Origin of the sequence: Paenibacillus sp. MER 99-2 (assembly GCF_023714095.1) — a bacterium.
Classification (GTDB): domain Bacteria; phylum Bacillota; class Bacilli; order Paenibacillales; family Paenibacillaceae; genus Paenibacillus.
Window position 1 is genome coordinate 947,117 of sequence record NZ_JAMAUZ010000001.1, and the last position, 24,163, is coordinate 971,279.

Consider the following 24,163-nt stretch of genomic DNA (forward strand, 5'->3'; position numbering starts at 1 on the left):
ATTGAGCAAAACATGTGTCCAAGATAATTTTCCTTCCACAAGCTCATATGCTTGAAAAACAAGATCATTTGAAGGAGGATTGAAATACGCATGTCCGATCGACGCAAAAGAGTAAATATTAAAGCATTTTTGGAAGGCAGATCATTTAGAGCAGGTTCTCCATTTATACCAATAACCGAAAGTGAAAGGGAACAGTTTGAAGCGATCTTGCGAACCCTTGCTATCAGTATTCCAGCGGCTATTAGTCAACCTACGGCATCCAATATAAGTACATTACAAACTGGATTGAAGAATTTGCTTGCCTTTGTCAATGACTCAGGATTCCGTGCTGGAGTAAAGGCGGAACTTCAAGCGGTTTTAGAGTTAAGTATTGCAGGTTCGGAAGTGGTTCCGGTTGCTTTGATCAATCTGGCAGGGAATCTACAAAATCTGCTAGATGACTTGTTAAGTGTAACTTTACTGTTGGAAATCGCTCCGGCAGAAAAAGATAAACTGGTAATATTAATTCGCTCCATATCCGTGTCACTTAGCAGAGCAACAACAACATTTGGTTCATCAGGAATTACAGGGCCAGCTGGACCTCCGGGAGCACCAGGTGTACCGGGAGTGCCGGGTGTTCCAGGCGTACCTGGACCGGCGGGGCCTCCAGGGCCTCCAGGAATAAATGGTCCTGCGGGAGTAGCTGGACCTGCTGGTCCAATCGGACCACAGGGAGTTCAAGGAATTCAAGGGCCACCGGGACCGGCAGGCGCTCCGGGGACTGGTTTTAACAATATCACCGTTTTTGATCCGGCACTCGCTCCATCGTATGCCCAAGGTCAAGTCGTTAGTTTTAATGGGAGTATTTACGTTGTTGGAGTAAATGGCCCGAGTGGAGTTCCAGGCAGTTCGCCAGACTATACCTTGTTGCTGTTGGCTGGAACAACAGGCGCAACAGGTGCGACGGGGGTTGGGCTGTCTGGTTCGGTTCCCTTTGATCCAGCATCTGCTCCTTCGTATGCGGCAGGTCAAGTGGTCACGTTTAATGGCAGTACCTATATATCAAGTGTAGCAGATCCATTGGGCACACCAGGGACATCTTCAGACTACACTTTGCTTGCAGGTGCAGGAACAACAGGTGCAACTGGAGCAACGGGTATAGGGCTTGATGGTGCACTTGCCTTTGATCCAGCTCAGGCGCCGACGTATCCGGCTGGTCAGATAGTGACATATAACGGTAGTACGTATATTACAAATGTAGCTTCGCCTACAGGAACACCAGACACATCGCCAGATTATACGTTATTAGCCGGTTCAGGTCCTACTGGTGCAACGGGTGTGACAGGAACTACAGGCGTAGGACTAAGTGGGATTTTGCCGTTTGACCCAGCGGTGGCACCAACGTATCCAGCGAGTCAAGTGGTTACATTTAACGGAAGTACGTATGTTACAAACGTAGCATCGCCAACGGGAACACCGGGCACGTCACCGGACTACACGTTGTTAGCGAGTGCAGGTGTAACGGGTGTTACAGGGTCGACTGGCGCCACAGGTTCAGGTGCGACAGGGGCAACAGGTGGCACGGGAGCAACGGGCGTAGGACTAAGTGGGATTTTGCCGTTTGATCCGGCGGTGGCACCAACGTATCCAGCGGGTCAAGTGGTTACATTTAACGGTAGTACGTATGTTACAAACGTGGCTTCACCAACGGGAACACCGGGCACATCGCCAGATTACACGTTGTTAGCAAGTGCAGGTGTAACAGGGGTAACGGGGTCGACTGGCGCCACAGGTTCAGGTACGACAGGGGCAACAGGTGGCACGGGAGCAACGGGCGTAGGACTAAGTGGGATTTTGCCGTTTGATCCAGCGGTGGCACCAACGTATCCAGCGGGTCAAGTGGTTACATTTAACGGAAGTACGTACGTTGCAAACGTGGCTTCACCAACGGGCACACCGGGCACATCGCCAGATTACACGTTGTTGGCGAGTGCAGGGGCTACTGGGGTAACAGGTGTAGCTGGAATTACAGGAGCAACTGGAGTAGCCGTGACGGGTGCCACTGGTTTAACAGGAGCGACAGGTGCAGGTCTGACGGGCATTGTGGCATTCGACCCAGCGGTGGCACCAACGTATCCAGCCGGTCAGGTCGTTACGTTTAACGGAAGTACGTACGTTGCAAACGTGGCTTCACCAACGGGCACACCGGGCACATCGCCAGATTACACGTTGTTAGCGAGTGCGGGAGCCACTGGGGTAACAGGCGTAGCTGGAGCCACAGGCGTGGGCGTAACGGGAACTACAGGGGCGACAGGTTTCACTGGAGCGACAGGTGCAGGCTTGACGGGCATTGTGGCATTCGACCCAGCGGTAGCACCGACGTATCCAGCCGGTCAGGTCGTTACGTTTAACGGAAGTACGTACGTGGCGAATGTGGCGTCGCCAACGGGCACGCCGGGCACATCGCCAGATTACACGTTGTTAGCAAGTGCAGGGGCTACTGGGGTAACTGGAATCACGGGCGCAACTGGGGTTGGGGTGACGGGTGCAACTGGTCTAACGGGAGCGACCGGTGCAGGTTTGACAGGCATTGTGGCATTCGACCCAGCGGTAGCACCGACGTATCCAGCGGGTCAGGTCGTTACGTTTAATGGCAGCACGTACGTTGGAAACGTGGCATCTCCAACCGGAACACCGGGCACGTCGCCAGATTACACGTTGTTGGCGAGTGCAGGGGCTACTGGGGTAACTGGAATCACAGGAGCAACTGGCGTTGGTACAACGGGTGCAACTGGTTTAACAGGAGCGACAGGTGCAGGTCTGACGGGCATTGTGGCATTCGACCCAGCGGTAGCACCGACGTATCCAGCAGGTCAGGTAGTGACGTTTAATGGGAGTACGTACATTGCAAATGTGGCATCGCCAACGGGAACACCGGGCACGTCGCCAGACTACACGTTGTTAGCGAGTGCGGGAGCCACTGGTGTAACAGGCGTAGCTGGAGTGACAGGAGCAACTGGCGTTGGTACAACGGGCGCAACTGGTTTAACAGGAGCGACAGGTGCAGGTCTGACGGACATTGTGACATTTGACCCAGCGGTGGCACCGACATATCCAGCGGGTCAGGTCGTGACGTTTAATGGCAGCACGTATGTTGCGAATGTGGCATCTCCAACGGGCACGCCGGGCACGTCGCCAGACTACACGTTGTTAGCGAGTGCGGGAGCCACTGGGGTAACAGGCGTAGCTGGAGCCACAGGATCGACTGGAATTGGAGTGACGGGCGCAACAGGTTTAACGGGAGCGACTGGCGTAGGCGTAACAGGATCAACAGGAGGAACCGGAGCCACAGGCGTGGGCATAACGGGAACTACAGGGGCGACAGGTTTCACTGGAGCGACTGGTGCAGGCTTGACGGGCATTGTGGCATTCGACCCAGCGGTAGCACCGACGTATCCAGCCGGTCAGGTTGTTACGTTTAATGGGAGTACGTACGTTGCGAATGTGGCAGCGCCAACGGGCACACCGGGCACGTCACCGGACTATACCTTATTGGCAAGTGCAGGGGCTACTGGGGTAACAGGTGTAGCTGGAGTGACAGGAGCAACGGGAGTAAGCGTAACAGGTGCAACCGGCGCGACAGGTGCAGGCTTAACGGGCATTGTGGCATTTGACCCAGCGGTGGCACCAACATATCCAGCGGGTCAGGTCGTTACATTTAACGGAAGTACGTACGTTGCAAACGTGGCTTCACCAACGGGAACACCGGGCACATCGCCAGATTACACGTTGTTGTCGAGTGCGGGAGCCACTGGGGTAACAGGCGTAGCTGGAGCCACAGGATCGACTGGAATTGGAGTGACGGGCGCGACTGGTTTAACAGGAGCGACAGGCGCAGGGTTGACGGGCATTGTGGCATTTGACCCAGCGGTGGCACCAACATATCCAGCGGGTCAGGTCGTTACGTTTAACGGTAGTACGTATGTTACAAACGTAGCTTCACCAACGGGAACACCGGGCACATCGCCAGATTACACGTTGTTGGCGAGTGCAGGAGCTACTGGGGTAACAGGTGTAGCTGGAATTACAGGAGCAACTGGAGTAGGCGTGACGGGTGCGACTGGTTTAACAGGAGCGACAGGCGCAGGGTTGACGGGCATTGTGGCATTTGACCCAGCGGTGGCACCAACATATCCAGCGGGTCAGGTCGTTACGTTTAATGGCAGCACGTATGTTGCGAATGTGGCATCGCCAACGGGCACGCCGGGCACGTCGCCAGACTATACGTTGTTAGCGAGTTCCGGAGCAACTGGGGTAACAGGCGTAGCTGGAGCCACAGGATCGACTGGGATTGGAGTGACGGGCGCAACAGGTTTAACGGGAGCGACAGGCGTAGGCGTAACAGGATCAACAGGAGGAACCGGAGCCACAGGCGTGGGCATAACGGGAACTACAGGGGCGACAGGTTTCACTGGAGCCACAGGTGCAGGCTTAACGGGCATTGTGGCATTTGACCCAGCGGTGGCACCGACATATCCAGCCGGTCAGGTTGTTACGTTTAATGGCAGCACGTACGTTGCAAACGTGGCAGCGCCAACGGGTACACCAGGCACATCGCCGGATTACACGTTGTTGGCAGCCGTAGGTGCAACGGGTGGAACTGGAACAACAGGATCGACTGGTGTGACTGGAGCCACTGGCGAAGGCATAACGGGAGTCACAGGAGCAACGGGTGTGACCGGAGTGACCGGCTTAGGCATAACGGGAGTCACAGGAGCAACGGGTGTGACCGGAGTGACCGGCTTAGGCATAACGGGAGTCACAGGAGCAACGGGTGTGACCGGAGTGACCGGCGTAGGCATAACGGGAACAACAGGGGCGACAGGTGTGACTGGAGCCACTGGCGAAGGCATAACGGGAGCCACAGGAGCAACAGGTGTAACTGGATCGACTGGTGTAGGCGTAACGGGAGTCACAGGATCCACTGGTGTGACTGGAGCCACAGGTGTAGGCGTAACGGGAGTCACAGGAGCAACGGGTGTGACCGGAGTGACCGGCGTAGGCATAACGGGAACAACAGGGGCGACAGGTGTCACTGGAGCAACGGGCGTAGGTGTAACAGGTGAAACAGGTTCAACAGGCGTGACAGGAGTAACTGGTTTCGGGGTAACAGGTGCAACAGGAGAAACCGGATTAACGGGTGCGACCGGCGTAGGCGTCACGGGAATAACCGGAGCAACCGGTATAACAGGAGCAACAGGTGTAGGCATAACGGGAGCCACAGGATTTACGGGTGTGACAGGAGCGACCGGTGTAGGTGTAACGGGGGCTACAGGATCCGCAGGTGTGACAGGAGCAACCGGTGTAGGCATAACGGGAGCCACAGGATCCACGGGTGCGACTGGAGCAACCGGTGTAGGTGTAACGGGAGCCACAGGATCCACGGGTGTGACAGGAGCAACAGGTGTAGGTGTAACGGGTGCCACTGGTGTAGGAACTACTGGGGCGACTGGCGCAACAGGAATCACAGGTGTGACAGGTACTTCAGTCACTGAAACATCAGCGTATGCCGAGAACACCAATGGAACGATTCTTGTTCTCTTGGGTGGGACAGCAGTACCTCTTCCTTCTAATCAAAATATCGGAACAGGGATAACAGTCAGCGGTGGAAATGAGACGTTTACACTAGCCACAGCAGGCCGCTATTATATCAGTTACAAAATTAATCTCACGGCTGCCCTTGCTGTTCAGACACGTATAGTACTCAACGGGACTGCTATTCCAGCTAGTATAATTTCCCCATTACTCTCTCTGAGCCAGCTAGGAACAGACTTTATAGTTACAGTTACAGCCGGATCAACAATTCAGCTTCAACTATTCGGGCTTGCTGCAACAGCGGTTCTGTCACCACCAGGTGCTACGCTGAATATTATTCGCTTAAGCTAATTTTTGTAACTGTGTAATAGTTGCAGGCAATTTTAAAATGAAAAAAAGAGGCGAACCTGCGAAGGTTCGTCCCTTTTCCATCCGATTGATTATAATCCCGAACTTACAGAACAATCTCAACCGCTGTATTTAATTCTGGCAGAGCCGTGAGTTGAACAAGTACATCTTTTGGAACTTCTTTATCAACAGTAAGGATCATGATGGCTGCACCACCGATAATTTTACGTCCTACTTGCATGGATGCGATATTAACGTCGTTTTGACCAAGCAAGGTTCCCACACGTCCGATAATTCCCGGTTTATCGTTGTGGGAAATGAGGATTTGATGACTTTCTGGAGCGATATCTACTGGGAATTTATCCAGACGCACGATCCGCTCACCGTAACCTGCAAGGAGCGTACCTGCAACGCGGCGTTCCTCAGCTTCTTGTGTTGTCACCAGAGTAACGGTGATCAAGTTGGTGAATCCTTTTGTCGTAGACGTTTGGCTAACTACAACGTTCAGATCTCTTGTTTTAGCCAAATGCATGGAGTTAACGATATTCGCTTCTCCGCCCAGATGTCTAGCAAGGATGCCTTTGACAATATAACGAGTTAATGGTGAAGTATCGACCTCAGACAGATCACCCGCATAATCGATTCGGATTTCTTGAACGGCATTTTGAGTAATTTGAGCTGCAAAACTACCCAATGTTTCGCCCAGTTTAAAGTAAGGCTGCAATTTGTTCATAACCGTAGGAGCTACCGCAGGCATGTTCACTGCATTTTTGAACGGCTCATTACGCAAAATGTGAAGCACTTGTTCCGATACATCAATCGCAACATTTTCTTGTGCCTCTACTGTGGATGCACCTAAATGTGGTGTAACGATGATGCTAGGATGATTGAGGAAAGGATGATCTGCTGCTGGTGGTTCGCTTTCGAACACGTCAAAGGCTGCACCGGCAACGATACCTTCATCAATAGCTTCCACGAGTGCCATCTCATCAACAACCCCACCGCGGGCACAGTTTACAATGCGCATACCTTTTTTCATGACTTCAAATTGAGGGCGCGAAATCATATGACGAGTCTCAGGTGTTAACGGCGTGTGTACGGTCATAAAGTCTGCATTGCGAATGATATCATCAACGCTTGCTAGCTTAACTTGCAGCTTCTCTGCACGCTCTTGTGTAAGGAATGGATCATAAGCAAGAATATCCATACCGAATGCTTTTGCACGCTTGGCTACCTCACTACCGATCCGGCCCATACCAAGGACACCCAAAGTTTTATTCCGTAATTCCACACCTAAGAAAGTTTTGCGATCCCATGTACCTTGAATTGTTTTGGCATAAGCTTGAGGAATATGACGTGCGAGCGCCATCATCATTGCAAAGGTATGCTCACATGTCGTAATTGTATTACCGTCAGGTGCATTAATTACAATAATACCGCGTTGTGTAGCAGCTTCCAGATCAATGTTATCTACACCCACGCCCGCACGGCCAATTACTTTAAGGTTGGTACCAGCAGTCATAATACGATCGGTAACACGTGTCTGGCTTCGAACGAGTAGGGCATCATATTCCCCAATAATGGCAACAAGCTCATCTTCACTAAGACCGGTTTTCTTTTCAACAACTACATCATTTGCTTCCACCAATTGCTGAATCCCCAGATCACTAATCGGATCCGACACTAACACTTTGTACATGGTTTCTTCCTCCTTAGGTATGTGTATCTTTATCGTCAAGGCTGCTCCTCATCGTAGAGGAATTCCTTAAAACCATTTGAATCCTTCCCTCCAACAACGCGGTGTCGCAACAAAGGGAGAGGATGTAACAATAGGGTGATTTCCACGTCAATATTCCCAAAATAATCAAAAAACTCTCAATCCACATACTGCTTGCGCAATAAGGGACGAGAGTTGTCGTGGTACCACCCTAATTCACCGCCGTTTCGCAACGACAGTCTTAGCGGTCAATGAAGACCGAAGAGGATAACGGCTCTAAACCGATTGCACCTACTCTACTTTTCAATGCAATAACTCAGGAACGCTCAAGATCATTTGCCAGCCACCGATTCTCACCAACCATCGGCTCTCTGAAAGACGAAGCAACATCTTTTTTCCATCATCGTGTTTAACGTGACTAATTTTTTCATAATGTATCATGGCTAACATGACCGTGTCAATAGGCTAAAATGTTTTACTTTGAAAGTATCGAAACAGTTTGCTTAATCAGGAGAATCCGAACTATCTTTTATAAATATGGCGATTTACAGCAGAAATTCAGTGTGTTTACTAACTGTTTTAAGAAATAAGTTTTCAAAATTCGTTTTTGTGCTTATATCAGTCTAGGGGGTTCCAAAACCGGGACTTGGGGCAGGTCTTGAACCAATTTGTTTTTTTGGCTATCATTTAGTGTACGATCCTATTGGATCGCCGTTTTTTATCCATCAAATTTATGTTAAGAGGATAGACACAGTCAATGAAAAAACCAAAGTTTCCCAAGTTCAAGATTCAGAAGGCTGAACCCCAACAGCTTACCGAGCGCTTACTTCTGATCAATTTATACTTTACACAAGGTTTGACTTTAATTATTGGAGTTGTGTGGATTTTATTACAGAAGAGAAATTTGTTCGAAGTGCTTGCATTACCTGATACTCTTCATTTTATCTGGTGGGGACTTGGTCTTGCAGGGGCCATGCTTGTAATGGATCTGATTTTGTCCTATGTCATTCCTCAGGAAAGCATGGATGATGGCGGTATTAATGATATGCTGTTCAGAAATCGACCCATTTGGCACATTGTATGTATTGCAGCTGTTGTAGCGATATGTGAAGAACTGTTATTCCGTGGAGCTATACAGCATGTAATCGGTCCGTACTGGACAAGTATTTTATTTGCAGTGATCCACATACGTTACTTACGGCATTGGATTCCAACAGGGTGGGTGTTTGTTTCGAGCTATGGTTTGGGTTGGATATACTTGCAATCCGGCACATTGTGGGCGCCTATACTATGTCACTTTTTAATTGATTTGGTGTCCGGATTAGCGATACGTTTTCGGAGGGGATCATGAACCAGCAATTGAGTAGAATGAAAACATACGGAAGTCAGCGTCATCGAAACTTGGAGCAAAAAGAGAAATCCGAGCCTACTCTGACGCCAGAATTGAACATTTTTGCTGAGGCGGCTGTAACTGTTGATCAGGGGGGAGCAGCACCGATTACCGCGATCTCTTTACCTAGATCCAAACGCAAACCCTTGTCAGCATCACTGGAGAGTCCGGTACTTCCAAGCCGTGCTCCAGCACGTTCCAAAGCATCACAGAAGCAGAATGGAGAAGAAAGCGTATCGGAAGCAGGTTCACTTCCTACGCGTACAGAGCTTCATCCTTCTCGCCGTTTGCGACTAAGCAAACGTTTTGTAAATTCGCTTATTTTTTTATTCGTCCTTCTCACGGCTAGTTTAGTGTGGTGGGGAGTAAAAGGAGCACCACCTCTGCATACGTTCTTACCTTGGCTGGGGTAGTCGCTTTATCCTCATATGAATAAAAGAAAAGAAAGCAGAAAAACAGCCTAGCGTTAATTAGGCTGTTTTTTGTATTATTTTATCGAATTTTCAGTTCAATCGAGCGAGGATCTACGAAGGAGTAGCCTTTTTCTTTAAGTTTAATGAGCAGCCCATCTAAAGCTTCGGCAGTCCAAGGCAACTCATGCATTAATATGTTGCTTCCAGGGTTCAGTTGATCTAACACATTTTGGATCACTTTATCGGGTTGATCCTTGGTGCTTTTATCCCAATCCAGCGATCCGTTAGACCAGGTCATGTACAGCATCTCATTTTTATCGACAACTGCTTTGAGAGCATCATTTCCAGACCCGAAGGGCGGACGGAAAAATTGAGGTGTTACACCAATCGTATCTTTAACGATGTCTTGAACGTCTTCTACCTGTTTCGCTGCATCAGCATTGGACATTTTTTTCAGATCTTCATGATCCCATGCATGATTACCTATAATTTGACCTCGCTCATGGATGAGTTTAAGTAGATCAGGATTGTTTTTGACTCGATAACCATTAACGAAAAAAATTGCTTTTGCATTATGTTTATCCAGTGTGTCGATTAATTGATTAATCATGCTTTCTTCTTTGGGGCCATCGTCAAAGGTCAACAAGACGACCTTTTTCTCCACTGACTCGTCATTGGGCTTAATAAAATAATTTTCATTCATATGATACATTTTTGGGATCTCTTCTTGTGCTGGTTCGTTTCCGGCATCCGGCAGGGTTTCAGAATCTTCTTCACCGGAACTTTCCGAAGAAGAAGGCACCGATGGCGCAGGCTTATCAGTATTGTTAACTTGATCAGTATTCTCGGTTTCAATGGAGTTATTGGTCGGATTAACAGATGGACTAGGCGTATTATTTGCATTTTGAAGAACAGTTTCTGTTTCGTTGCCACAAGCTGTCAGAAGTAAGCAGATGGCGATTAAGCATGTCGCAGTTAGTCTAAACATCAGTAACAACTCACTTTCCTGTATTTATGCGGAATGAGATGCTGTCATCCAGCAAACAATAGTTATGATTTTAACATTTAGAGGAGGTTGGTGGAATGAAGGGTTCATCCTTTTTCTGGGGACTCGTCGTTGGCGTTGCTGCTAGCTCATGGATTGCCAGAGGCAAAGTACCCATGCTGTCTTCTGGTTCGTCACGTAACATGATGGATCAGGCTAAGCATAAAATGATGGAAATGACATTTCCGGGCATGGACGGATTCAGTGTTAAACCTAATGCACATAGCGACAACCATAAGAGTTCGTTGAAGAAAGAAGCAAGAGTGGTTACACCTCAAGAAAAAGAAGAAAATATGAGCATGCTTAAGGATTTTATTCGTTCAAATCCAGAAGTTAAAAGCGAAGTTGAGCAGATTTTGAGTCAAACTCACACAACTGTACCGGGTTTATAAACCAAAACTTCTGTTTAGAATCAACCGCAGACTAAATTTGCTGTGGGTTGATTCTTTTTTTTGTCGATTTTACTTCGTGCATTTACAGGTATAAAATGATAACATAACTACATAGATTTATTTTCAGCACATATTGTTTTGTGCTTCATAATCTGTTATAAGACTTGCTTATAAAGGGGAGATCCTGTATGAAAATAGAACGATTAAGTCACGATAAGATACGGATTTTCCTGACCTTTGACGATCTGAGCGAGCGCGGAATACAAAAAGAAGATATGTGGCAGGAAATACCTAAAGTTCATGAACTGTTCACTGAAATGATGGATCAGGCTTATTCCGAACTTGGATTTGATGCCACTGGTCCACTTGCTGTCGAAGTATTCGCACTTCCCGCTCAAGGCATGGTTGTCATTGTTACCCGTGGGAAATATGATCCGCAACAATATGGCTCAGGCAACGAGGATGATCTTCCTGAGGAAGTATATGAGATGGAAGTTACGCTTGAACAGAGCGATACGATCGTTTACGCCTTCAAAGATTTCGAGGTGCTCATTGAAGCAGCGCATATGCTGCGTCAACATGTCACTAATGCCGGAACACTGTATTCATATAAAGACAAATGGTTCCTGCACTTGGAGCCCGATGATGTTGATTCAACCAAACATGCAGCATTGATTGCATTGCTTGCAGAATTTGGTGAGGGATCATCCGTAACACCGGCAGTGATGGAAGAGTACGGGAAAGTGATCATTCCTGAACAAGCCATTGAAGTTATCTGCACACATTTCAAACGTCAAGATTAAGTTCATCATTGTAATCGCGTCTTAGTCAGAGGAGGGAATTTTCGGTGCTTTTGTTCTCGGTATTAGCGGCAGCAGTAGCTCCGGGTCTCGCCTTGTTAACATATTTTTATCTGAAAGACCGTTACGACTCTGAGCCACTTCACATGGTACTAAGAGTGTTTGTGATGGGTGTGCTGATGGTGTTGCCTATCATGATCATTCAACGTGGGATGATGATCTGGCTCGGAGACAATCCTTATCTTGAATCCATCCTGATCTCTGGTGGTGTCGAAGAATTTATCAAATGGTTTGTGATTTATCACATCATTTATAACCACACCGAGTTTGATGAACCTTATGATGGGATATTGTATTCAGTAGCGGTATCACTCGGATTTGCAACGGTTGAGAATGTGTTGTATGCCTTTGCGGGGAATGCCTCAGTCTCAGCGATGTTTCTCCGTGCACTGCTCCCAGTTTCCGGTCATGCGATGTTCGCAGTGATTATGGGATATTACATGGGGCGAGCTAAGTTTACCGATGGTAAGAAAAAGCGTTGGTATCTAATGTTATCCTTGATCTTACCTTTTTTCTGGCATGCGCTCTACGATGTGATTATGAATACAATGGTTAATCACTGGTTATGGTTTATTGCTCCACTTATGGCGGGATTGTGGTATGGTGCAATCGGCAAAATTACACGAGCCAATAATCGTTCTCCATTTCGTTTTGTGAAGCGAGAGGAAGAGATTAAATTATAGAAATACGGACACACTGGTGGACATGAAGCGCAAGCTGCGCACAATGCCTCCGGTGTGTTTTTTTGTTTTGAAGACAGAAATCTCCGGGGGAAACTAACAGAAACGGGGATTGAGCTTACGATGCGGATCAAAATTAAAATTAGATGCAAGCAGTGTGGAGAGCGTTTTACGTTAAGGGGAAAGAAGGAAAGAGGTCGAATTGAAACGGGTTTTAAGCAATGTTTGTGTGACAATCGGGATCAATTCGAGATAGAAGAAGAGGGCAGAGCTTCATTGGTGCAACTGAATTAAGTAAGTATGTTCTCTCAGTTATATTACTGCACTGGAAATTCGATGCATAAGAGGTCTTTCTTCGATCCACAATATAGATAGTGGTTCAGAAGAAAGGAGACTTCCGATGTATAAACGTTTAAGTTCAGTCATGTTTCCGATCGTCGCAGTCCTGTTGATCGGTGCTCTCGTTTGGGGTTACCAAGAAAATCAAGAGAAAAATGCGATTTTAATTAAAGCGGAAAATCAATACCAACGTGCATTTCACGATCTATCTTTTCATATGGATAAGTTGCATTCCGAAATCGGTAACACACTAGCTGTTCACACAAGCTCACTCGGAATGCATCGTAAAGGTCTGATGAACGTATGGCGACTTACTAGTGAGGCTCAAAATGAGATTAGTCAGCTGCCTTTGACGATGCTACCTTTCCATGAAACCGATGATTTTCTTTCGCGAATCTCTAACTTTGCGTATAAGGCGTCGATGCGAGATCTAACGAATGAACCATTGAGTGAAAAGGAACTGGGCAATCTGAAGCAGTTGTACCAGAATTCATCTGAGATCACGAAGAATCTGAAAGATGTGCAGCAAAAGGTTCTATCGGATCGCCTGCGCTGGATGGATGCAGAAACGGCTATGGCCGCTCAGGGTAAAGTTAATGATAATACCATTGTGGATGGATTCAGATCCGTGAACCAAAAGGTTCAACAGTACCCTGAATTGGACTGGGGACCGTCAGTTTCTAGTATGTATACCAAACGAACAGTGAAGAAGCTTGATGGAATTCCGATGACCAAAGAGCAGATTCAGCATAAAGCTGCCAAGTTCTCCAATAAATCAGCCAGTAACATCCAAGTGCAAGAAAATGGTAAAGGCACAGATTGGGAATCATTTACTGCGTCTGTCGCACAGGCTAATGACAGTAAACTCATGATGGATTTTACGCGCAATGGTGGATTGCTAATCTCGTATAGCGACACACGTCCGATTGGAACAAAAAAGGTTTCACGTAAAGAGGTTATGACTAAAGCGGAACACTTTTTGGCTGATAAAGGCTATAAAGACATGAAAGCTGTCAATTACGATGAGTATGGGAATTTGGCTAACTTGACCTATGTACGTAAACAAGGGGATACCTTGATTTATCCTGAGAAAATTTCAGTTCGTGCTGGTCTGGATACAGGTGAAGTAACAGGTTTTCAAGCAAGTGACTTTGTCAACGAACATAAAGATCAACGTAATATTCCCAAAGCACGCCTTACAGCTGAACAAGCTCGGAAGAAATTGAATCCTGATTTTGAAGAAAATTATGCCCGTAAATCATTGATTGAGAATGAATTCAGTAAGGAAGTGCTATGTTACGAATTCGGTGGACGGATCAACGGAACCAGATATCGAATCTATATTAATGCGGACACAGGCACAGAGGAAGCTGTTGAGGAAATTAAACCGGTGAATGCTACTTCATAGCAGATTGAAGTTAGAATGAATCAAATCTTGGAACCAAAAGAAAGAACAGATCCTAAGGGGTCTGTTCTTTTATTTTGTTATTCACTATGATAAAGGTCATGGTATAATGGTCCTTGTACATATGAAGACAAAACATAAAGTGACGGTGAGTAGTCGTGTATCCCAAAGTAAATGAAATCTTATTCATTCAAATAGCCTCAGCAGATGAAAAAGAAGCGATCAAAGAATACAAATCCCGTATTGCTGATGTAGAAGATAACAGTTTCCTGATTGAAGTTCCGATGCAGCAAGGAAGCAGTCGATTGAAAAGGCTCTTCTTTGGTGAGGAATTATCAATTTATTATATTACTGAGGATGGCGTTCGGCATTATTTTAATACGTATGTTACTGGATTTGAAGAAGATGTCGTTCGACTTGTGCGTATCCGCAAACCTTTACCTGATGAAATTTCCAAAATCCAGCGCCGAAGCTTCTTACGTGTTCACGCAAATCTTGAATTAGCCATTCAAGCTGAGGATCTGACGAGAGTAGTAGCGCTGACTGAGGATATTGGTGGTGGGGGATTATCCATCTACGGTGAACCTAACTTCTTGCTGGTTGAAGGCCAAAAGTTGAATTGTTGGTTACTCGTTCCCTATCGCAACTCTACAATTGAACATGTTGCTTTTGAGGCGGAAGTCGTGCGAATCAAAGAATTAGAGACAGGCAGACATCTCTGTATGCTGAAGTTTGTGCAAATCACGGATTCTGAGCGGCAGAAGATCATTAAATTTTGTTTTGAGCGACAACTCGATTACCGTACCAAATAAATATGTGTAATGTTGGATAAATAGGGATTGCCGTGGGTAATGTAATGGAAAAACAGTGGAGTGTGTTATGGATAACCGCCGGAATTCCCTAAGATTCGAACGGCTCTATTACGTGTGGTCTCAGCGTATGGAAAAAAGATTTCTCAAACTGATTGCGGTACTTTGTTTACTGCTGATCATATATCAATTGCTTCTACAATTCCCTTATTTGAGAAATAAAATGACGATAATCGACCACATGGAAGGAACGCCGATTCAGAACCAAATCTCGACATGGCAACAAAATCATTGATTTGCCTGTTTTTGCATCCCTCTTTATAGTGTGGTATAATTTTCACGATGCAGGCAATGCCTGTTTTTTTATTGAGGCTTAACGTTTGAGGAGGAATGCCCCGTTGGCAAGCCAGAACACATCAGAGAACGGGAAAATGAACGTCGCAATTGACGGTCCTGCCGGTGCCGGGAAAAGTACGGTGGCTCGATTAGTTGCAGAGGCGCTCGCGTACATTTACGTTGACACTGGCGCGATGTACCGTGCGGTAACTCTTCACATGATTCGGAAGGAAATTAAACCGGAGCATGTTGCAGAGGTGCTTCAGGAAGCCCAGAAGCTGGTCATTGAATTACAACCGGATCCCGACGGACAGAAAGTGTTCTGTAATGGGGAAGAAGTAACCTCGGAAATCCGCTCCCGTGAAGTAACGGGAATCGTGTCACGATATGCGCAAATCGAGGGGCTGCGTACACAATTAGTGGATACTCAGCGGCAAATGGCTTTGCGCAAGGGCGTCGTTATGGATGGACGCGATATCGGAACGACAGTACTGCCCGATGCGGAAGTGAAAATCTTCATGACTGCCAGTGTGGAAGAGCGTGCACTTCGCCGCTACAAAGAGCTGGATCCCTCTGAAGGACTGACGTTGGAGCAACTGGAGCGAGACATTGCCACCCGTGACAAATTGGATGAAGAGAGGGAAATTTCCCCACTTCGGTGTGCAGAGGACGCTACTGTTCTTGACACAACTGAGATGAGCATCCATGAAGTGGTTGACAAAATCGTATCTTATTGCACAATGGTCAGAGGAGAGATCGGTCTATGATTTACACATTTTGCAGCACTTTACTGCGGATCATCTACACCATTCTTTTCCGTCTTGAAGCAGTTGGTCGGGAGAATATCCCGCAAAAAGGCGGCGTACTTTTATGTTCCAATCATATTAGTAACTTTGATCCACCAACGGTGGGAATCAAGATTCGTCGTCAGGTTCGTTTCATGGCCAAAAGCGAATTGTTCGATATTCCCGTCTTCGGCCGTATTATCAAGGCTGTAGGAGCCTTTCCCGTTAAGCGGGGAGGCGTAAGCAAGGAATCCATCAAAACCTCGCTCAATATTTTGCGTGAAGGTGAAGTGCTGGGGATTTTTCCTTCGGGAAGTCGCCACAATGATGGTGGAATTGGTAAAAAAGGTGCAGCGAGCTTTGCTCTTCGGAGTGGCGCTACTGTGATCCCTACTGCTATTATCGGTAACTACAAGCTTTTTCGTAAGATGAAAGTGGTGTATGGCGCACCTGTGAATTTGGACGAGTTCAAGGAAGATCCATCGGGTGATGCACTCGAAAGAGCAACTGAGAAAATTATGTCCAAAATCAACGAAATGGTGAAAACAGGCGTACCAAGTAAATAAGGTTATGACCTGAATTGCTGGGTGTATGTTTCCATTTTACATGTGGGAAGCTATAGAAGCGCCTGGTACTGAAAGTGTTTTGAACTCTGCTATAGGCAGGTTTGAATATAATGGGGTTTTTGAATTGAGGAGGGTATTTGACATGTCGGAAGAAATTAAAAATCAAGAAGCAACCCAAGATGAGTTGGATCAATTCGTTTCCTTGAAAAAGGGAGATACCGTAAAAGGAACCATCGTCAAATTGGAAGATAACCAAGCTTATGTAAGCATTGGATATAAATATGACGGTGTTATTCCAATTCGTGAATTGTCCTCTTTGCATGTAGACAGCGCGTCTGATGCAGTTGAAGTTGGGCAAGAAGTTGAGGCAAAAGTCCTCACTATTGACGACGAGAAAGAAAAACTCGTTCTGTCTAAGCGTGCAATCGACAGCGAAAACGCTTGGGAACAATTGCAAAAGCATTTTGAAGACCAAGACGTATTCGAAGTTGTTGTAGCTGATGTAGTTAAAGGCGGTTTGGTTGCAGACGTTGGCGTGCGTGGATTCATTCCAGCATCCATGGTTGAGCGTCATTTCGTTGAAGACTTCAGCGACTACAAAGGCCGCACACTGCGTGTTAAAGTGAAAGAGATCGACCGTGAGAACAATAAAGTGATCCTTTCCCAAAAAGACGTATTGGAGCAAGAATTCGAAGCAAACAAAGCTGAGGTTATGGCTGGATTGCAAGAAGGTCAAGTTATCGAAGGTACAGTTCAACGTTTGACACAATTTGGTGCATTTGTTGATGTAGGTGGAGTTGATGGCTTGGTTCACGTATCCGAGCTAGCTTGGACTCACGTAGACAAACCATCCGATGTTCTGTCCGAAGGTGACAAAGTTAACGTGAAAGTGCTCAAAGTTGACCCTGAAAAAGGTAAAATCAGCCTGAGCATGAAAGCTGTTCAACCAGGTCCTTGGGAAACAGCTGGCGACCAATTCAATGCTAGCGATATCGTAACAGGTGTTGTAAAACGCCTTGTTGACTTCGGTGCATTCGTTGAAATCGCTCCTGGCGTTGAGGGACTTGTGCATATCTCACAAATCTCCCACAAACACATCGGCACTCCACATGAAGTGTTGAAAGAAGGACAAGAAGTTCAAGTTAAAATCTTGGACATGAACCCTGCTGAACAACGTGTTAGCTTGAGCATCAAGGAAACAGAAGAAGCTCCAGCACAAGAACCTAAAGCAGAAAGACCTGCTAGAAACAACGCTCCACGTGAAGAAATCAACAATCCTAACGTTTCCCTGAGCAATCAAGGTATGAGCACTACGCTTGGCGAACTGTTTGGTGACAAACTCAGCAAATTCAAATAAGTTATCTGTGCATGGTTCTAAGTTATATACTGCATATTTTGCTGAACAATAAAAGCAAGATCGGCGAGCCCAAGGCGGGTTCGCCGATTGTTGTTATTACGAGAATATCGGTACGAAAGGTTAGCCAAGACAGGTGTTTTTTGCTATGATGAGTATCGTAAAGTATGGACAGGAGGAGTGGAATGTATGGCAAGACCCGTTGTGGCAATTGTCGGACGACCGAACGTGGGTAAATCCACTATATTTAATCGGGTTATCGGCGACAGACTGGCCATTGTGGAAGACAAGCCGGGCATTACCCGTGACCGGATTTACGGAATCGGTGAATGGAACGGTAAAGCTTTCAGTATTATTGATACAGGTGGTATCGAGATTGACGGCGAGGACGTCATTATGAAATCCATCCGCATGCAGGCGGAACTTGCGATTGAAGAAGCGGATGTTATTGTATTTATGTGTGATGCCAAGGCGGGGATTACGCAGTCTGACGAAGAAGTTGCAGAGATGCTATACCGCTCAGGTAAACCAATCGTTGTAGCCGTGAACAAAGTGGATAACATTGGGCGCAGTGAATTGATTTATGAGTTTTATGGCTTCGGTTTTGGCGATCCAATTGGGGTATCCGGTAGTCACGGTACGGGTATTGGCGATCTGCTTGACGCGATCGTGGAGAAATTACCGGAACTTGAAGAAGAGACGTATGATGATGATGTTATTCGTGTAGCACTGATCGGACGTCCGAATGTAGGTAAATCCTCCCTTGTGAATGCGATTCTGGGCGAGGAACGGGTTATTGTTAGTGATGTTGCGGGAACTACGCGTGATGCCATTGATACCCCGTTTGAAAAGGATGGTCAGCGTTATGTATTAATCGATACAGCAGGTATGCGCAAACGTGGTAAAGTGTACGAAACGACCGAGAAGTATAGCGTTATGCGAGCGATGCGTGCCATTGAACGTGCCGATGTTGTATTGATCGTCATTAATGGTGAAGAGGGCATTATTGAACAAGACAAGCATATTGCAGGTTATGCATTTGAAGCAGGTAAAGCTTCGCTGTTTGTTGTGAATAAATGGGATGTTGTCGACAAGACAGACAAGACGATGAATGAATTTGAGAAAAAAATTCGGGATCATTTCTTGTTTATGACGTACGCTCCCGTGGTCTTTTTGTCAGCCAAAACAAAACAACGCTTACAAAAATTGCTACCGGTTGTTCAGCATGTGGCTCAGCAGCATGCATTGCGTATTCAGACGCATCTTCTTAATGATGTGGTGTCTGATGCTGTTGCAATCAATCCACCACCAACGGATAAAGGTCGCAGAATGAGAATTAACTATGTAACACAGGTAGCGGTTAAACCGCCAACAATGGTTATTTTCGTAAACGACCCAGAGTTGATGCACTTCTCATATGAGCGGTACCTGGAGAACAAAATCCGTGGTGCGTTTGACTTTGAAGGTACGCCAATTCGCATATTTACTCGGAAGAAGTCCGACGAAAGTTAGGGGAGAAGTTTGTGATTTTACAAATCGCAGCGATTGTACTGAGTTATCTACTCGGTTCAATCAGCTTTAGTGTCCTCCTTGCCAAGGCGATTCGGGGGATCGATATCCGTCAACACGGCAGCGGTAACGCTGGAGCTACGAATACATTGCGTATTCTTGGGAAAGGGCCAGCTATTCTGGTTCTGCTCCTTGATGTGCTCAAAGGGATTGCTGCGGTATGGATCGGAGTGTGGCTTAGCGGCGGTTCGGAATGGATTCCAGCGATCTGTGGTATAGCAGCTATTGCGGGGCATAACTGGCCACTATACTTCCGTTTCCGTGGAGGAAAAGGAATTGCAACGGCAATTGGTGTACTTGTGACACTCTCTCTTGTTCCTGCATTGTGCGCCGGAGTTGTCGCAATCCTGTCCATCGTATTGACACGGTATGTTTCATTGGGATCATTGATCTTTGTTGCATTGACACCTATCTTTATTCTTGTTTTACCCGGATATTCAATGACTATCTTCTGGGGGAGTCTGATTATTTGTCTGTTTGCATTCTGGAGACATCGTACCAATATTGCGAAGCTCGCCAAAGGACAGGAAAATAAATTGGGATCGAAAAACCCTGGAGGGGGAAAACGTGTTGTCTAAAAAAGTTGCTGTACTGGTTGCGGGCAGTTGGGGAACTGCTCTTGCTAGTGTGCTCGCTGCGAATCAGTTGGATGTAATGATGTGGACACGTGGGGAAGAACAGGCTGCTGAAATTAATGAGCAGCATACGAATGCTCGCTTTCTTCCTGGTGCTAAACTTTCTTCGCTGATTCGGTCAACGACAGATATGGGTGCCGCGGTTGAAGGGGCATCGGCAGTCCTTATTGTTGCACCTTCTTCAGCAATGAGAGCGGTGGCACATCAACTTAAGGCTCACTACAAGCCGGACATGCTCGTTATTCATGCAACCAAAGGGTTTGAGACAGAAAGTTTGAAACGGATGTCAACCGTTATCGCCGAAGAACTGGAATGTGAAGAAGGGCAAGTCGTTGTCCTCTCTGGTCCGAGTCATGCGGAGGAAGTGGTTAAGCGTTGCCCAACAACAGTAGTTGTCGCATCATTAGACAAGACTGCTGCTGAGTCAGCCCAAGGATTGTTTATGAATGCCTATTTCCGGGTGTATACGAACCGAGATATGCTTGGTGTTGAATTGGCAGGAGCGTTCAAAAATATTATTGCACTAGGTGCGGGGATGTCCGATGGACTTCAGTTTGGTGATAATGCCAAAGCGGCATTATTAACACGTGGTCTTGCTGAAATTACACGCATCGGTGTGGAGATGGGTGCGAATCCACTCACGTTCTCTGGTTTGGCAGGGATCGGCGATCTGGTAGTTACAGCTACCAGTCAGCACAGTCGGAACTGGAGAGCAGGCTCTATGCTGGGTCAAGGTAAGAAATTAGACGATGTCTTGAACTCCATGGGCATGGTGGTTGAGGGAATTCGTACGACACAGGCTGCCTATTTTATTTCTCAAAAGTATAATGTGCAAATGCCAATTGCTGATCAATTGTATCATGTTCTTTTTCAGGAAAGGCTGCCACGAGATGCGGTTGAGGCGCTAATGGGACGAGATCCTAAAACTGAAATGGAAGTTATGAAGCTTGAAACATGGGAGCAATGGCACTCTTAATCGTTGTATCTTTTCAAACGCAGACTTGAAGCTTATTCACCTTTTCTCTGGTGCACTCATACTATACACATGAGTATTACCGGAGGAGGGGAGACGAATGGGTAACAATATTTCTAAGGATGCACTGAAAGCGATCAACAAAAAAACAGGCAAAACGATTACGGAAGGTGCGGTCAAGAAATTGGCTAGCACAGTGAAACCATCCACGATGCAGAATGAAGCTCAGTTGCGCCAATTGATTAAGCAGGTATCCGCCATGGCGAAAGTTCCGGTGTCTGAAGATACGGTTCAGGATATTGTAAGTGCGGTCAAGAAGAGCGGATTGAACCCAAACAGCATGGAATCACTTATGAAAATGATGATGAAAAAATAATTGATCATGCCTGCATAGGCTGTGGATGAATAAGATGAAAAAGCAAGCTGGCTTCTGCCAGCTTGCTTTTTGTCTTTTTATTGGAAAAAAACGTTGAATTTCGTGTTATAATAAAACCAATTGTCACGGTGTCAGTGATGAATTAACGGACTGAAGGGGAGACTGTTGGATTATGAGCGCAATGGACAAGATGTGGCTGTCATTGGTTGCGATTCTGATTATGGGTTTATCTGTATTCCTGATTACATTTGCTCGTGCCAAAACGAAAGGTATTATACGCGGAGTATTGTCCCTTATTGCATTTCTGATTATGTTAATTGGCTTTTTCGGCGGAATTGCTTCTCTAACCTGAGCCTATCCAGAGCCTGAGGGATAACATCCGAATAAGCACATCATAAGAACTGACACAATGAACACGGATGAAAGAAGGTGAGCCCGGATGGAGCTGAATAAAATGGGGGAACGAACAGCAGATTATCCGGAATTACTTGCTGCTCTGCTAGAAACGGCGAAGGTCTGGAGCAATGAACCTTACACATGGCTGCTCGGCGGGAGTTGTGGGTTACTATTTCAGGAGGTAGAATTGCAACAAGCGCCAAGAGACATTGATATTTACGCGGATATTGCTGCGGCCAAAAGATTACATAGAACTGCACCTGGGACAGTTCTGGACGAACCGCAGGTTGATAAGACAGGGCCGTACGCTTCCTTACTTAGCCATTACCAGGTGGGAGAGTGTGCGTTGGAACTAGTCGGTGGTTTTGAGATCTGGGCAAGAAATAGCTGGTATCGGGTTGAAATCGATCGTTTACTTGCTAAGCATGCGCCTTGTATTCAGATTGGTTCATACTCAGTCCAATTAATGCCATTAGCTCATGAACTGTTATTTAACGTGTTGAGGGGACGCGTTGATCGGTATGAGGCAATCGCGAAGCAGATTCGAAAGCAACCAGATCAACATCAACCTCTAATGATGTTACTCAGCGAGCAAAATATGTGGACAAGTCGTTTTCATTCCGAGGTTAAAGATCTAGTAGGGTTCGATTGGTATTCTTAATAGATGGGAGGGAGCATATGGAGCAGCTCATTACATTTTTGCCTGATCGGAAGAGCATTCGATTGAAAGCAGGCGTAAACTTACTGAATGCCGCACGTCGTGCAGGCGTAAAAATAACGACACGATGTGATGGCAAGGCCGCTTGCCTGATGTGCAAGGTGAGAGTAGATGAAGCTGATGCTCATGCGTTGCACCCTCCGACCGATGCAGAAAAACGTAAACTGGGGCAGTTATTGGAACAAGGAACGAGACTGGCGTGTCAAGCCAAGGTTCGGGCTTCGTTGTCTGTACATGTGCCTGAAGATCCCCTCAAAGCCGCAATTCGCAAACAGCTGGAGCGTCAGCAACAGGAGGATGATGACTGGTTCTAAAAATCTACTGTGGGAGCCAGCCATCTATCAATTTCGATTAGTTAATTACGTTGTACTTCATGAGATCCAAGGAGGATACGGATGATCAAGAACACGTATAACACGCAGTGGAGTGGAAGAAAACAGCGAATCAGCGGTCTGCTGGTATTTTTATTATTTACTTTTGTGGGTAGTGGTTGCATGTATCAATCCCAAAGTGGTGCAGATCCCAAAGTCGCTTATCGGGAAAGTGTTAACCGAATACAGCTTGCAGTAGAAGCCTTTCAGAAAGATCAAGGGATATTGCCTATCCTGAATGCGGATGAAGCTACGCCCAAATTCGAAAAGTTCAGAGTTGATCTGGCTAAGTTGAAGCAGCAAGGATTCATTGATGAAATACCAGCAACGGCTTTTGAGAACGGTGGTAGCGCTTACTTTTTAATTCAGAACGAAGAGGTAGAGCCTACAATTAAAGTCATGGATCTGCAGACTGTGCAAAAGGTTAATGATGTGCAACGAATGGTTAATCAGTATAAATCCGTACATAATGGGAAGTTACCCATAGGAGATGAGTTATATCCTGGTCTGCATGTTGTAGATATGAAAGAAGCTGCTGTTGCTGGCGCACCTGAGGTTACGCTTAACAGTGTGTACTCGGGGCAAGAACTACCCTTTATAGTGGATGAGGCAGGTAACGTATATGTCGATTATGCTTTTGACATTATGCAGGCGGTGGAGAAATCAGAAGAAACGCCAACGGAAACAATGGACGTACGTGACTTTCTGTTGGAACACTCGTATTTTGTACCTGTAAAATCAGTCACTTATACTTGGGAGAGCAATACTCCTGTAGCAAAAAGCGATTCATTATAATTTAAATGATATATGTTTTACTTAAAAGGAGAATTCCGTTCTAAGGAATATCTCCTTTTTGGTATACGTTGATGGTATGACGTTGAGTCCCTTGACGGATGGCTTCTCCAAAGTACTTGAACGCACCTTCATGAAATCTAAAAATTCAAAACGGCATAATTATCGCAGAGTGTTCATAAGGTAGACTGTAATAAAGACGCGCAGTCCGGGAGCCGGGCAATTTCTTGAGAAAAAAAACCTTAAGAAAAAAACAAAAATACGCGTCATAATGCTGCATACGGATACATAAGATGATACTAGTCCAATTGCATGTACGA

At 46.3% G+C, this 24,163-nt stretch carries 21 protein-coding genes and 1 other annotated feature; of the genes, 19 read left to right on the forward strand and 2 right to left on the reverse strand.

The genetic code is table 11. From position 1 onward, the window contains the following. Window positions 1-90: 90 nt before the first annotated feature. The gene (locus tag M3636_RS04315) at window positions 91-5,925 is read left to right on the forward strand and encodes a BclA C-terminal domain-containing protein (protein ID WP_251381355.1); all 5,835 of its coding nucleotides are present in this window, start codon (window positions 91-93) and stop codon (window positions 5,923-5,925) included. Window positions 5,926-6,028: 103 nt separating this feature from the next. Here M3636_RS04315 and serA read toward each other — a convergent pair whose 3' ends face one another. Continuing rightward, window positions 6,029-7,621 carry a phosphoglycerate dehydrogenase gene (gene serA, locus M3636_RS04320; protein ID WP_128102574.1) on the reverse strand — a complete coding sequence of 531 codons (1,593 nt, stop codon included), beginning with the start codon at window positions 7,619-7,621 and terminating at the stop codon, window positions 6,029-6,031. Between the two features lie 199 nt (window positions 7,622-7,820). Beyond that, window positions 7,821-8,052 (reverse strand) — a binding site (T-box leader). Between the two features lie 344 nt (window positions 8,053-8,396). Here serA and M3636_RS04325 point away from each other — a divergent pair. Together M3636_RS04325 and M3636_RS04330 are read left to right on the forward strand one after the other, a co-directional pair. Continuing rightward, entirely contained in the window at window positions 8,397-8,990 is a 594-nt protein-coding gene (locus tag M3636_RS04325) for a type II CAAX endopeptidase family protein (protein WP_128102573.1), read from the forward strand. After that, a complete protein-coding gene (locus M3636_RS04330) occupies window positions 8,987-9,442 on the forward strand; it encodes a hypothetical protein (RefSeq protein ID WP_186323648.1) in 456 nt (151 codons plus the stop codon). The genes M3636_RS04325 and M3636_RS04330 overlap by 4 nt, the downstream gene beginning before the upstream one ends. 79 nt (window positions 9,443-9,521) lie before the next feature. Here the strand turns inward: M3636_RS04330 and M3636_RS04335 are convergent, their stop codons facing one another. Beyond that, the gene (locus tag M3636_RS04335) at window positions 9,522-10,430 is read right to left on the reverse strand and encodes a polysaccharide deacetylase family protein (RefSeq protein WP_251381356.1); all 909 of its coding nucleotides are present in this window, start codon (window positions 10,428-10,430) and stop codon (window positions 9,522-9,524) included. Between the two features lie 95 nt (window positions 10,431-10,525). Here M3636_RS04335 and M3636_RS04340 point away from each other — a divergent pair, with 95 nt between their 5' ends. The 16 genes from M3636_RS04340 (at window position 10,526) to M3636_RS04415 (ending at window position 23,846) form a co-directional block, all read left to right on the forward strand. After that, window positions 10,526-10,879 carry a hypothetical protein gene (locus M3636_RS04340; RefSeq protein ID WP_128102570.1) on the forward strand — a complete coding sequence of 118 codons (354 nt, stop codon included), beginning with the start codon at window positions 10,526-10,528 and terminating at the stop codon, window positions 10,877-10,879. Between the two features lie 188 nt (window positions 10,880-11,067). Then, window positions 11,068-11,682 carry a genetic competence negative regulator gene (locus M3636_RS04345; protein WP_128102569.1) on the forward strand — a complete coding sequence of 205 codons (615 nt, stop codon included), beginning with the start codon at window positions 11,068-11,070 and terminating at the stop codon, window positions 11,680-11,682. 44 nt (window positions 11,683-11,726) lie between these two features. Next, window positions 11,727-12,422: a glutamic-type intramembrane protease PrsW gene (prsW, locus tag M3636_RS04350; RefSeq protein WP_128102568.1), complete on the forward strand. Its 696-nt coding sequence runs from the start codon at window positions 11,727-11,729 to the stop codon at window positions 12,420-12,422. Window positions 12,423-12,819: 397 nt separating this feature from the next. Then, on the forward strand, window positions 12,820-14,166 hold the full coding sequence (ypeB, locus tag M3636_RS04355; protein WP_251381357.1) for a germination protein YpeB: 1,347 nt from the start codon (window positions 12,820-12,822) through the stop codon (window positions 14,164-14,166). 155 nt (window positions 14,167-14,321) lie between these two features. After that, window positions 14,322-14,975, forward strand: coding sequence for a flagellar brake protein (locus M3636_RS04360; protein WP_145410872.1), 654 nt, complete (start codon window positions 14,322-14,324; stop codon window positions 14,973-14,975). Window positions 14,976-15,370: 395 nt separating this feature from the next. Next, window positions 15,371-16,075, forward strand: coding sequence for a (d)CMP kinase (cmk, locus tag M3636_RS04365; protein WP_128102566.1), 705 nt, complete (start codon window positions 15,371-15,373; stop codon window positions 16,073-16,075). Next, window positions 16,072-16,659 carry a lysophospholipid acyltransferase family protein gene (locus tag M3636_RS04370; RefSeq protein ID WP_251381358.1) on the forward strand — a complete coding sequence of 196 codons (588 nt, stop codon included), beginning with the start codon at window positions 16,072-16,074 and terminating at the stop codon, window positions 16,657-16,659. The genes cmk and M3636_RS04370 overlap by 4 nt, the downstream gene beginning before the upstream one ends. A gap of 142 nt (window positions 16,660-16,801) precedes the next feature. Continuing rightward, window positions 16,802-18,016 carry a 30S ribosomal protein S1 gene (gene rpsA / locus M3636_RS04375; RefSeq protein WP_128102564.1) on the forward strand — a complete coding sequence of 405 codons (1,215 nt, stop codon included), beginning with the start codon at window positions 16,802-16,804 and terminating at the stop codon, window positions 18,014-18,016. Between the two features lie 186 nt (window positions 18,017-18,202). After that, complete coding sequence (gene der, locus M3636_RS04380; protein WP_128102563.1) at window positions 18,203-19,525, forward strand: ribosome biogenesis GTPase Der; 1,323 nt, start codon at window positions 18,203-18,205, stop codon at window positions 19,523-19,525. Between the two features lie 11 nt (window positions 19,526-19,536). Beyond that, window positions 19,537-20,160 carry a glycerol-3-phosphate 1-O-acyltransferase PlsY gene (gene plsY / locus M3636_RS04385; RefSeq protein ID WP_145410873.1) on the forward strand — a complete coding sequence of 208 codons (624 nt, stop codon included), beginning with the start codon at window positions 19,537-19,539 and terminating at the stop codon, window positions 20,158-20,160. Further along, window positions 20,153-21,193, forward strand: coding sequence for an NAD(P)H-dependent glycerol-3-phosphate dehydrogenase (locus M3636_RS04390; protein WP_251381359.1), 1,041 nt, complete (start codon window positions 20,153-20,155; stop codon window positions 21,191-21,193). The genes plsY and M3636_RS04390 overlap by 8 nt, the downstream gene beginning before the upstream one ends. A gap of 97 nt (window positions 21,194-21,290) precedes the next feature. After that, window positions 21,291-21,566, forward strand: a complete 276-nt coding sequence (locus tag M3636_RS04395) for a stage VI sporulation protein F (RefSeq protein ID WP_056696692.1) — start codon at window positions 21,291-21,293, stop codon at window positions 21,564-21,566. A gap of 172 nt (window positions 21,567-21,738) precedes the next feature. Next, a complete protein-coding gene (locus M3636_RS04400; protein WP_056696694.1) occupies window positions 21,739-21,918 on the forward strand; it encodes a DUF2768 family protein in 180 nt (59 codons plus the stop codon). Window positions 21,919-22,005: 87 nt separating this feature from the next. Beyond that, window positions 22,006-22,623, forward strand: a complete 618-nt coding sequence (locus M3636_RS04405) for a hypothetical protein (protein WP_251381360.1) — start codon at window positions 22,006-22,008, stop codon at window positions 22,621-22,623. 17 nt (window positions 22,624-22,640) lie between these two features. Next, window positions 22,641-22,994 (forward strand): 2Fe-2S iron-sulfur cluster-binding protein, encoded by a 354-nt coding sequence (locus M3636_RS04410; protein WP_145410875.1) that lies wholly within the window; start codon window positions 22,641-22,643, stop codon window positions 22,992-22,994. An 81-nt stretch (window positions 22,995-23,075) separates the two neighbouring features. Beyond that, window positions 23,076-23,846 (forward strand): hypothetical protein, encoded by a 771-nt coding sequence (locus tag M3636_RS04415; protein WP_251381361.1) that lies wholly within the window; start codon window positions 23,076-23,078, stop codon window positions 23,844-23,846. Window positions 23,847-24,163: the final 317 nt, after the last annotated feature.